General features: G+C 30.8%; 13 protein-coding genes. 1 reads left to right on the plus strand and 12 read right to left on the minus strand.

Annotated elements, in window-relative coordinates; genetic code table 11:
* Window positions 1–199 precede the first annotated feature (199 nt).
* The 9 genes from ABW637_RS07955 to ABW637_RS07995 all read right to left on the minus strand — a co-directional run bounded on the left by ABW637_RS07955 (window position 200) and on the right by ABW637_RS07995 (window position 8,773).
* Window positions 200–1,117, minus strand: coding sequence for a glycosyltransferase family 2 protein (locus ABW637_RS07955; RefSeq protein WP_367584119.1), 918 nt, complete (start codon window positions 1,115–1,117; stop codon window positions 200–202).
* A 4-nt stretch (window positions 1,118–1,121) separates the two neighbouring features.
* Window positions 1,122–2,168, minus strand: a complete 1,047-nt coding sequence (locus tag ABW637_RS07960; RefSeq protein ID WP_367584120.1) for a glycosyltransferase family 2 protein — start codon at window positions 2,166–2,168, stop codon at window positions 1,122–1,124.
* A gap of 36 nt (window positions 2,169–2,204) precedes the next feature.
* A complete protein-coding gene (locus ABW637_RS07965; RefSeq protein ID WP_367584121.1) occupies window positions 2,205–3,281 on the minus strand; it encodes an alginate O-acetyltransferase AlgX-related protein in 1,077 nt (358 codons plus the stop codon).
* A gap of 249 nt (window positions 3,282–3,530) precedes the next feature.
* Window positions 3,531–4,106, minus strand: coding sequence for a hypothetical protein (locus ABW637_RS07970; RefSeq protein ID WP_367584122.1), 576 nt, complete (start codon window positions 4,104–4,106; stop codon window positions 3,531–3,533).
* Window positions 4,107–4,346: 240 nt separating this feature from the next.
* Complete coding sequence (locus tag ABW637_RS07975) at window positions 4,347–5,177, minus strand: FkbM family methyltransferase (RefSeq protein ID WP_367584123.1); 831 nt, start codon at window positions 5,175–5,177, stop codon at window positions 4,347–4,349.
* The gene (locus tag ABW637_RS07980) at window positions 5,134–6,084 is read right to left on the minus strand and encodes an alginate O-acetyltransferase AlgX-related protein (RefSeq protein ID WP_367584124.1); all 951 of its coding nucleotides are present in this window, start codon (window positions 6,082–6,084) and stop codon (window positions 5,134–5,136) included. The genes ABW637_RS07975 and ABW637_RS07980 overlap by 44 nt, the downstream gene beginning before the upstream one ends.
* A gap of 108 nt (window positions 6,085–6,192) precedes the next feature.
* Entirely contained in the window at window positions 6,193–7,455 is a 1,263-nt protein-coding gene (locus ABW637_RS07985; protein ID WP_367584125.1) for an MBOAT family O-acyltransferase, read from the minus strand.
* A gap of 415 nt (window positions 7,456–7,870) precedes the next feature.
* A complete protein-coding gene (smpB, locus tag ABW637_RS07990; protein ID WP_367584126.1) occupies window positions 7,871–8,329 on the minus strand; it encodes an SsrA-binding protein SmpB in 459 nt (152 codons plus the stop codon).
* Between the two features lie 87 nt (window positions 8,330–8,416).
* Complete coding sequence (locus tag ABW637_RS07995) at window positions 8,417–8,773, minus strand: DUF3887 domain-containing protein (RefSeq protein WP_367584127.1); 357 nt, start codon at window positions 8,771–8,773, stop codon at window positions 8,417–8,419.
* Window positions 8,774–8,986: 213 nt separating this feature from the next.
* Between ABW637_RS07995 and ABW637_RS08000 the strand changes: the two genes are divergently transcribed.
* Window positions 8,987–9,739, plus strand: coding sequence for a DUF6503 family protein (locus tag ABW637_RS08000; RefSeq protein ID WP_367584128.1), 753 nt, complete (start codon window positions 8,987–8,989; stop codon window positions 9,737–9,739).
* On the opposite strand, the gene ABW637_RS08005 is transcribed toward ABW637_RS08000, so the two are convergent.
* The 3 genes from ABW637_RS08005 to ABW637_RS08015 form a co-directional block, all read right to left on the minus strand.
* The gene (locus ABW637_RS08005) at window positions 9,736–10,242 is read right to left on the minus strand and encodes a SixA phosphatase family protein (protein WP_367584129.1); all 507 of its coding nucleotides are present in this window, start codon (window positions 10,240–10,242) and stop codon (window positions 9,736–9,738) included. The two genes, ABW637_RS08000 and ABW637_RS08005, sit on opposite strands and share 4 nt — an antisense overlap.
* 251 nt (window positions 10,243–10,493) lie before the next feature.
* The gene (locus tag ABW637_RS08010) at window positions 10,494–10,976 is read right to left on the minus strand and encodes an acyl-CoA thioesterase (protein WP_367584130.1); all 483 of its coding nucleotides are present in this window, start codon (window positions 10,974–10,976) and stop codon (window positions 10,494–10,496) included.
* A 51-nt stretch (window positions 10,977–11,027) separates the two neighbouring features.
* Entirely contained in the window at window positions 11,028–11,624 is a 597-nt protein-coding gene (locus tag ABW637_RS08015; protein WP_367584131.1) for a TetR/AcrR family transcriptional regulator, read from the minus strand.
* Window positions 11,625–11,693: the final 69 nt, after the last annotated feature.

Raw genomic sequence — 11,693 nt, forward strand, 5'->3', positions numbered from 1 at the left:
TGACCACATGAAATTATAGTGGTGATATACAACAATATAGGTAATGATTTTTTCAATTTTAACGTAAATTTAGGGTTCTCAAAGGTATTGTTTTGTTTGTTAAAATTCAAATTTAAAAAAATAAAAATCAAGGGTTTAGCTTCAATACTAAAGAGTGTTATGTTACTGTAAATTAGAGAGAAAAAATGTTATTTAAATATCATTTTATTCTAAAAAACATAGTGACTATGTATATAATTTTATCAGGAGCGGTCTTTTTAATTGTTTTTAGCATTTCTTTTCTGTTTACATAGAACAACCTTACTCTTCTAAAATTATTAACTAACGAAAAACTGTTATACGATGTCTTTAGTGATAGGATAATTTTTTTTTCTTCTTCTAGAGAATCAGGACATTTGTCATAAAAGCTAGTTATTCTCTTCCTTTTTTCGATACGCTTTAAACGTTTAGACCTTTTATTTTTTTTCGTTTTCTTATCCTTTTTGCTCGAGGCGATAATGTTATTTTGATGGTGTCTGTATTTTACAAGAGGTTCATCCAAATAATAAACGTTATTCTCTGTCGAGGCAACGTAAGCCAACCACCAATCATGTGGTATGAAATCTGGAAAAGGGATCGCTTTATCGTAAAGTGATTTTTTAAAAAGTGAAGCATGACCAGAAACACAATTGTCTATTAGTAGATTTATAGGAGTGTTGATGCTGATTAAATTTTTAGTCTCAGAAAAGCTACTTCCTAGTTCATTTAGGTTTTCATCAACAAAAATTGAGTCACAATATACTAAATCATAATGATGCATATGACTCATTAATTTTTCAATTTTAGTGGGCATCCACCAATCATCCTGATCTGATAATGCAATATAATTGCCTTTAGCCAATGCTATACCTCTTTCGAAATTTTTAATGTATCCAACATTCGTGTCAAATGGATGAACCGTAATATTACTATGTTTCTCACTATATGTATTAAGAATATCCAATGTTGCATCACTAGAGGCATCATCCACAACAATAATTTCTAAAGGGGTATATGTCTGGTGAAGTATACTTTCTAATTGTTCTGAGATATACGTTGCCCCATTGTAAGTGCCAATAACTACCGATACTAATTCCATACGGTTATATTTTATATTTCGATTTGGTTTTTTTGTTTCGAATCTTAAATATCTTGTAGGAGGCGTAGCTATAGGCTGAAGAAAATTTATCTAAAATAAAATCGTTAAGTTTTGATTCTTTATAAAAAGGAAACACATTTTTAAAACCATGCCTTTTGTATGAAGATACAGTGTAAAAGTTTTTAATGACCACCACATCATTTTTAGGAATATGCTTTTTTACTTCACTAAAAATAGGGTTGCTTAAAATTTCATTACAGATCTGAATTTTTTCATAGTATTGTATGTATAAAAACTTATAAAACTCTTTTTTGTCTTCTGTATTGATCTCACTATTCTTCATGGACTCTGAAGAAGTATGCACTCTAAATTTCACTAATTTATCGCTTATAAAAACAAAATCATGAGTAAGAATTTTATTTAGAATAAAGATGTAATCTATTAGCTGAAAGTAGTTGTCAGGGAAGTCGTCTCTAGAATACTTTTCTTTGTTAAACAAAAATGTTGGAGGCTCACCAATACAATTATTAAAAATATTTGGAGCAATTAATTTAGCAGTCTCCTTTGGAGAATATACTCGCTCTTCTTTAAATATTTTTTCTGTTTTTGGAAGTCTTTCTGAATAAAATAGTTTGATTTTAGGATTAAATCCTTCTTCAAAAAAGTATTCTCTATTACAAATTACAAAATCTACACTATGTTTTATAGCGCAGGTAATCATTCTTTTAACACAATTTTCTTCTAATAAGTCGTCTTGAAATAGAAACTTAACCCATTTAGAGGAAGCCTTTTCTAATGATTCACACCAGTTGCCTACCAATCCTAAATTCTTATTATTTTGATAGACTTTTATACGCTTATCTTTCTTCGCGTATGATTCACAAATTTGAACAGTATCATCTGATGAATGATCATCGGTAATAATGATTTCTATATTTTGATATGTTTGGCTAAGGGCACTGTCTAATGTCTCGCGTATATGTTTGCTTCCATTATATGTAGGAATGCATATTGATACTAATGGTAATTTTTCTTGCGCTACGATGTCCATCTGTAAATACTAGGGGGATTAATTGTTTGAAAAACTTTAATCAGGCGAATGATTAAAATTTTCTGTTAGCAAAATATCAATATTTCTTTCCACCAGCTCATAACATAAGATATCTGGCTTTTCTGATTCGATTAGCTCTTTATTAAAATTATGCCTCCATATAAAAACAGATTCACCAAAACTATCAGCAATCGACTCAAAATAAGCACCAAAAAAAGAATCTCTTAATACTAAAATTTTTAATTCATTTGCAGTACTCTTGTAACGCTCTTCATAGAAGTGTGATCCAAAATGATAATTAGATGGTACGGTAAGTATTTTTTCTTGAGCCGTAAAACTAAATGGTTTTTTGGGCTTAACATTAATAAATTCTTCATTTTGCTCTAGAAAAAGGGCTCTGTTTAAATCTCCGATGTGTGCCCAAAATTTTTCAACTTCCATATCTTTCATGGTTCGATAATTGAAATCTACACCTTTAAAATCAGGCATAATTGCTTCTAATGTAGAGTTGTATGCGTAGAACGCTCCATAATGATTCCAATGGGAGTCTGTTTTGTGATACAAGCGTAAACTATCATTTTTTGGAAAGTTAGATCCTAAATCTATAAATTTAATATCGAGGCTTTTGCATATAGAATCTAATTGCTCAAACTTTGTTTTTCGATTACTCTTTTTTATAGGGATCATATCTCCATAAATACTATGCTTATTTGGAGCAATAGAAAAATAGAATTTTATATTTTGTGTATCTAACCATTCCTTTTTTTCTAATAGATTTTTAGAAATTTTAGATAATTCCTTTTGATTAAACACTACTAATCCTTTAGACTCTGATAATGCATTGCTAAATTTATTTCCTAAAAATTTCCAGCCATTTTTTCCATCAACAACGCCATTAGGAATAGGTTCTGAGCCGAAAATATTATTTTTTCCATGTGAGTACACTTTAAATAGATCTGACCGTAATGGGAAATTTCTTTTAAAATTTAAACTTATTTTCTTTTCCTGTTTATTTACAGGAGTGACTTTAATCTGAAGAATTACAAAAACAAATGGGATTGAAATTGTGGCCAAGAATACAATGGTAAATATTTTAACTATTTTCTTTTGCATACAAAAGGTCTTATTGTGGCGTTTTACTTCTATTGCTGGTTTGGTTAATGATCTTAAAACACGTTTATCCTAAGAGATTGAGTTCGCTTTTAAACCACGTGCAAATGTACTGATTAAATGAAACATCTCTTAATTATTATATTCGTTTGGAGTATGGAATTAATTAATAAAAGAAAAAGATCGTCTAATTAGACGATCTTTTCTTATTCTCTTTAAGGTTCAAAACGCTGAAGATTTTTTTGGTATACTCTACTGTTTTTTATAATTGAAATACCTTTCTTCTTTGATTTCTAGTGTTTGTCCATTTATCTCGGTTGTATATGTTCTCGAATTAATTCCATTTGATCCCATACTTAATATACCTCCTGGGTAAAGATTACCGTTTAATTGAATTATTCCATCTTCATCTACAAAAGTAATAGTATCATAACCAGGTACCTCTATTGATATATTGGTCCCATCAGAATAGGGGCCAGCTACCCAAGAATAGGTCTTTGATGATTCTGTTGTTGGAGAACATTGTAATTGCAGCTCAAGCTCGTTGGTTGTACCTTCTGCAAATTGTACAGATATATCCAGCTGTGATGATGATGTGATAGTGGCGGTACCATCTGCATTGATCACAATTTCTTGTATAGAACAATCTTCACTGGTAACATCTATATGAGCAGAAGATACGTCTGTATTGTTCTCAGAAAAACTACTTACAAAGCCTCTGTTAAATTTCCATGTTCCGGTATAGTCAGGTCTGTCATTATCATCTGATGAGCAAGAAAGAATTGCGGTCGAAATAATTAGTAGTAAAAATAATTTGGTCTGTTTCATGTTTAATTTTGTTAAGCATTTACCCAACATGGGTGATTTACGTGTGATTATTAATTTTAACATATATAAGACCAGTTTCTATATAATGATGTTGCAATAAAATTAGGTGTAGGTGCAATATGTTTTTGAAAAAAAAGATGTTATGGTATGATTTCTAAGTACTTTAGAGAACCCTATTCAGCAAAGAGTTGTTGGATAATAAAGGTGATGTAAAGATAAATTCGTTTTTTTTCTTTTGAGTTATGCGTTTTTTCCTAAGAATTTATGATTGTAATACACTAAAGTTCCTCCGTCTGTGGTGGTGTACAATCCGAAATCGAATTCATCCAGTGCTTTCATAACAGTGATAGAGCATTTAGGAATCATTCTGTCATGTGTTTCGATCATTAATACATTAACCTTGGGGAGCCAATACTGATAATTAGATTCAAACAGTTTTTTTTCTGCTCCTTCGATATCGATTTTTAGAATGTCTATTTCATCCCAATGATGATCGCTAATAATTTGATCAATGGTTATGGATTCGATATCATAATCATCTTTGGTAGATTCTTTTATGACAAAACTATTTGTAGCATTAAACGGGTCAAATACTTTAAAGTATGAGTTCTTGTTATACAGCCCTTTATTTATAATAGTTATGTTAGTCTGACCCTTCAGGTTTTTACGAATCATCTCAAGATTACCGTTATCGATTTCGATTAATGCGATAGCAGCATTAGGGTACTTCATTTTAAAGAAAAGAGAAGCTAAGCCAATATTTGCACCTGCATCAATTATGGTTTTTGGTTGTATAGGTAAGGGTAAATTGTATATGTTATCGATGAAAACTTCATCAAAAGTTTCATGATCTTTTGTGTTTTTTCGAAGATGTATATGCGCGTTATTGGATAATTTAATGTTCTCCTTTTCTTTTTTTAACGCTCGGGATATTTTGATGGAGTCAAAAAACGAGAAATTACGTTTTAAGTTACTAATACCTGCTATTTTTCTTAACATTTTAGTTTTCATGCCTTCGTCAAAATATTTATTTGGCCAGAAGAAAGTCAACGTCTCTTTCAGCAATTTCATGTAGCAAAATATCCGGTTTTTCTGATTCAATCAGATTTTCGTCGAATTTATAATCCCAAATTAAAAGAGAGTTTCCAAAATTGTTTACTATGTATTGTCTAAAATAACCAAAAAATGAATCATTCATCGTCATTATTTTTAGATCATTAATGTCATTACGATATCGTAATTCGTAAAAAGAGGGATCTTTGTGATAACCTTTGCGTATCGTCAAGGTTTTATCAAGCTGATATACCTTTTCTGGGTTTTTAAAATTAAAATGAATAAATGCTTCGTTTTTTTCTAATTGTAACATTTCATTTAAATCCCCGATAGGATCATTGGTAGTTTCAATAATCATATCATCTATGGTGTAGAGATTAAAATTGGTAGTATTAAAATCTTTAGTGATTTCCTTCATAATCGATCCAAACGCATAAAAACCAGCATAATCATTCCAATGAGAATCGGTTTTATGATATAATCGTATGTTTTCGTCTTTTGGGAAATCGGTACCAAGATTAATAAAACGTACACCTATGGTTTTACAAAGTGAATCTATCTGTTCGAGTTTGTTATTTCTATCATTTTTTCGAATAGGAATCATATCTCCATAAACACTATGTTTGTTTGGAGCTATGGCAAGATAGAATTTAATGTTTCTTTTTTTTAGCCAATCGTTTCTGTAAGAGAGTATTCCTTTTAAAGAATCTAGTTCCTTTTTGCTGAAAACTATCATACCTTTTGATTCTGATAGGGCATTACTATACGCATTACCTAAAAATTTCCAACCGTTTTTAATATCGATTACTTTTTTAGGAATTGGATCAGCATCAAAAATATCTGCCTTGATATAAGAGTATACTTTGAACAAGTCTGCTTTTAACGGAAAGTTTCGCTTAAAGTTTAAGCTGATTTCTTTTTCCATTGCATTAACAGGTTTGACCTTGATCTTTAAAATAGTAAAGACAAAGGGTATCGAAACTATCGATAAACTAAGTATTATGAATATTTTGATTATTATTTTCTGCATAGCCTAAAATCTAAAATAGATAAATGGGTTGTAGGATCCTGCAGCAATATAAATGATACATAATAGCAACATCATGATTACGCTAAAATATCTAAAAATCAAGAAATTAGGGTTTTTGAACTTCGCTTCTAGATAGGGGTAAATTGGAGTCGCAAAAATAAGTGCTAATACCGTTGTAAATACCAGTTCATTAGTGTTACTAAAATAGGCAATAAAATCGTTTACGGTTTGATTACCTTCTGTATAAACAAACATAGTTTTGAGATAGTCCATAGACGAGCCAAAGTTATCAGCTCTAAAGAGTGCCCATCCTACATTAACAATAAATAACGCATAGAAATGTTGAATAGGTTTCCAGGTTTTTTCTAGGATTTTATCAAAACCAAGTTTTTCAATGATGATAAATATACCATGATATAGACCCCATATCACAAAAGTCCATTCGGCTCCATGCCATAAACCAGTAACTAAAAATACTATAAATAGGTTTAAGTAAGTTCTGTGTTTACCTTTTCTGTTACCGCCTAAAGGTATATAAAGGTAATCTCTAAACCAGGTAGAAAGGGATATATGCCATCTCCTCCAAAACTCTTGAATACTCTTTGAAATATAGGGGTAATTGAAGTTTTCTAAAAAGTTAAACCCAAACATTCTTCCAAGACCAATGGCCATATCCGAATATCCAGAGAAATCATAATAAATTTGGAAACTATATGCAATAACACCAAACCATGCATAAGGCGTTGAAAAACCTCCTCCACTTTCTGTAAAAATAATATCTACTGTACTTGCAAAAGTATTTGCAATAATCATCTTTTTAGCTAAACCAATAGTAAAACGTTCTAAACCTTTGGCAAAACCATAAAGCGTTATCTCTCTATCGGCAATCTCTCTTTGAATGTCTTTATATCGAACAATAGGACCTGCTACTAATTGAGGGAACATCGTTACGTAAGTAGCGAACTCTAATAAACTTCTATCCGCTTTTACATTGCCTCTATATACGTCAATAGTATAAGACATTGTTTGAAAAACATAAAAACTAATTCCTAAAGGCAATACAATTTCGGGGATATTATGTAGACTTTCTGTACTTACATTTAATGCTTCAAGTAGCGTGTATAAATTATCAATAGCAAAATTAAAATACTTAAAAACACCAAGGGTAATAAGGTTGGTAAGTATTGAGATTCTTAATCCAAGCTTGCGTTTCCCTTCTTCAATTAAGATACCGCATTTGTAATCAACTACGGTAGAAAATAACATGACCAGTACTAAAAACTTTTCACCGTATGTATAAAAATAAACACTAGCAACAAGTAATACTAGGTTTCTGTACTTTTTGGGAACCACAAAGTACAATAGAATTGTTAATGGAAAAAAAAGAAGTAAAAAATAGGCGCTACTAAATACCATGTATAATCATTAAAAAAATGCAAATATAGGATTTATTATCCAGTAACTTAACATTTAATTTTGATAAATACGATGAAACGAAAAGCGAAATCAAAGCTGTTTTTTGATTAATAATGTACTGATTACTAAATTTTTATAATCTAAATCTAAATCTGAGATTTGAGCTCTATTACATTAAAGAAAATCATAATTAGACTAAAAAGTATAGTAAAAGGATGAGGTCAAAGAAATTAAATTATGAGGTGTTTTTTTTGAAAAAGACGTACTACTTAAAATCCTTTTTTATTCTATCCAATGTTCTTTTATTATCTCTATCTTTTATAGTTTCTCGTTTATCATAAAGCTTTTTACCTTTGGCAAGCGCTATATCTAGTTTAGCTAAACCACGGTCATTAATAAACAATCGGGTAGGTATGATAGTCAGTCCACTGTTTTTTACTTCTTTCTCAAGCTTTTTTAGTTCTTTTTTGTTAAGAAGTAGTTTTCGTTCGCTTTTGGGACTGTGATTAAAATATGTTGCATGAGAGTACTCTTCTATATGCATGTTGATTACAAAAAGTTCTCCATTATTAAATTCACAAAAACTTTCTGCAATACCAGCTTTTCCTTCACGAATTGCCTTTATTTCGGTACCTGCAAGTTTTATCCCTGCGGTATATTTGTCAAGAAATTCATATTCGAATTTAGCCTTACGGTTAAGTATGTTTATTTTATTTTGATTCATGTGTTTGTTCGAAAGCTTTTGTAAATGCCTACAAAAATACAAAGCTTTCCCGAAAGAAAGCTTTGTATTATACTATTTAAAAAGTGTCTAAGGTTCCTGAAACTGAATTGTAGAGATTTTGCCATCTTCACTAAGTTGTAGTTCCATGACCAGGGTTATTTTGTCAAATTCTGCTTTGTAGCTATTTACATTTTCGCTTGTCTCAATAAAAGTAAGAGATTTTAGATTTCCAAATTGTTCATAACATCCATTAACAAAACGTGTCACTCCTTCTTTGTTCATGGCTTCTTGCATTTCTGGAGTATACATATCAAAAATTAAATCTACATTTTGTGTATTAAAATTTTTCTGAAAAGCTAGAGTAACTTTCTCATACATCTCACTATTTTGGGCTAGCACCGATGATGTTGTACAACAAATTAATAGTAGAAATAGATATCTCATAGCGGTCGCTTTAATTGGATTTAGGATATGCAAAATAATTATCTTTTTTGAAATTTTAAAAAAAAGTTAACAACAAAAACAAGTAGGCGGTTTAGATAAGTTATTGTTGTATAGTTTATTACTGGGGATTATAAATAAATACTGTAGTTTGTATGAGTTCTAGTTTAACAAAATAGTTACAATTTTTAAAGGGATAAAAGTTAATTTAGTTCTATGCAGCGATATTTATTTTTAATACCAATACTCATTTTTTGCTCTTTTGCAGCAATAAATATTCAACTTTCTGGACAAGAAGTGGTTGATAAGACTATTGTAAAAGCTGGAGGAGCAAGGTATAATAATGCAATCATTCATTTTACATTTAGAGGAAAACGGTACCGAAGTAAGCGAAATGAAGGAGTGTACGAATTAGAAAGAATAATAGATGGTCCTAAAGGTTTAATTCGGGATGTCGTGAGTAATTCGGGTCTAAAACGTACTATAGAAAATTGCCCGGTGAATGTTGCTGATTCTTTAATTACTAGAATTAGTGATGGGGTAAATTCTGTACATTATTTTGCTAGTTTACCCTACGGTCTTAATGCTCCCGCTGTCCATAAAGAATTGATTGGCGAGGCCGTTGTCAAAGGTGTAGATTATTATAAAATTAAAGTGTCTTTTGCTAAAGAAGGTGGAGGAACTGATTATGAGGATGAGTTTTTATATTGGATTCATAAAGAAAATTTTACCATAGATTATCTTGCATATAAATATGCAGTTGATGGTGGCGGAATCCGCTTTAGAGAGGCGTATAACCCGAGGATAGTTAATGGAATTCGTTTTGTTGATTATAATAACTATAAAACTTCTGACCTAAGTACTCCCTTACTAATTTTAGATACATTATTTGAGGAGAAAAAATTAAAACTACTATCAAAAATTGAACTCGAAGACGTATTTGTCTATATAGAAAGAGATTGTTGCTAGTTAATAGTAAGTACTGTATCTGTAATTGTGTTACCCGTAATGTTAATGATATATAGTTTGCTATAGTCTTTTTCGTCTATAGAAGAGTATTTTTCCTTACCAATAATTTTGTTTACAAATGAAGGTGTAGTATTGCTGTGGCCTACAATTACACAGGTTTTTCCTTTTGTTTTCTGCTGAAAATTTGAATCATTTAAATTTCTGGGGTCATATAATAGAGTTTCTATTCCTTGACTTTTTGCTATAGGTTCTGCAGTTTGAAGGGTTCTGCTATAGTTGGTAGAAAATACTAGATCTACTTTTGTTTCGGCTAATGTTTTTGCCCATTCTTGAGCTCTCGTTTTGCCTTCTTGTGTAAGTTTAGGGTTTTTATTGCTAGGGTCGCTAAGGTCTTTTTCTGCATGCCTTATAAAAAAATAAGTGGTTGTTGGTTCTTCTGATGGAGATTGTGCACAACCTACTAGTGTGAAAACAAGAAGGAATAAAATTGAAAGTTTCTTCATAATAAAGTAGGGTAAATTTTGAATCCATTATTAAGGATGAGCAAATACTTGGGTTAAAGTAAAGTTATTCTACTCTAACATGCCCATTTGCCATATCACGATAATCATAGACAGAATGGCAATGATAAAAAATCCTATATAAATATAGGAGCTTTTCTTTTTATGTGAAGAGCCTAAGTCGCCAGAAGATTTCATAATGGCATGGTTTTAAGTGGTTGTCGTCTTTATAAGACTTTTAAAAAATAAAAATGTTACACTTTTTGCGGTTTTATATGCATAATTCTTTCTTCAAAGCTTTTTGCCTCTACTTGTAACGTTATGTTTTGAAATAACGCCATGAGTTTTTCGTCGTGATTCCATCGCTTTTGTTGTAACAAATTGAAATGTACAAAAGTGCTCCACATCACTGCTTTAAGTTCTGTTTTATTATGATTCCACATCCTGATTTCTACATGTAACTGGTTCTCTGTGCTATGTATTAATTGAGAATCAATAATCACGTCCTCCATTAATAATGCAGGTTTTAAATAAGCAATTTGATTTGTGCCTACCACCCAACTAATGCCTTTGGTTTTTGCAAGGTCGAAAATATCAAGACTGTAGTGTTTCTCAATTTGATCTTCTCTGGCGTTAATCATGTAATTGATATATGCTGCATTATTAAGATGGTTAAAAGGGTCACAATCCTGAAACCTTATTTTTGCCTTGCTTTCTAATATTTTTGGTAATTCCATGTTCTTGTATTAAATATATACCAATCGGTATATTTTGAGTTAAAAAAATAATTATTGTTTAAGTTCTTTGTGGATCATAGTGTCCAATTGATCCATAGTTTCTAATAGGTAGCTGTTGTCTTCTATAGTGTGTGTCATAAAAATCGCTCCTATTATCATAGTGTATAGTCGTTTTGCATACAGTGCAGTATCAATTTCCGGATGTATTTCTCCTTTTAGTTTCCCAGCTTCAATGATTTTAGCAACATTACTTTGTATCTTATTTATGGTGTATTTTACATGCTGAAATAAAGAAGGGTTTTGGTGCTTAGCGTCTACTCCCATATTAAGAACAGGGCAGCCTCCAAGTTCCTGGCTGTAGTTATAGTAATTTCTATAAAAATCAGTAATCAGAAACAGTTTTTCTAAAGGAGATTCACTCAAAGATTGATGATCTGTAATACGACGAAGCATATTTTTTACCGTAGTATTAAATGCTGCAATGGCCAGTTCTTCTTTGTTTTTGAAATTCCCATAGATTGCACCTTTAGTAAGTCCTGTAGCTCTGGTTATATCACTAAGACTAGTAGCGGCATACCCATTTTTATTAAAGATAGGGGCTACGATCTGAATTATAAACTCTGTTGTCTGTTCGGCTTTTGTAAGCATTTTTTAAAGTAAATCTATTCAAAGATACTAAAAATATACCAAATGGTATATTTTTAGTATAAAAAAACA

This window comes from Aquimarina penaris (genome assembly GCF_040786285.1).
Taxonomy (GTDB): Bacteria; Bacteroidota; Bacteroidia; order Flavobacteriales; family Flavobacteriaceae; genus Aquimarina.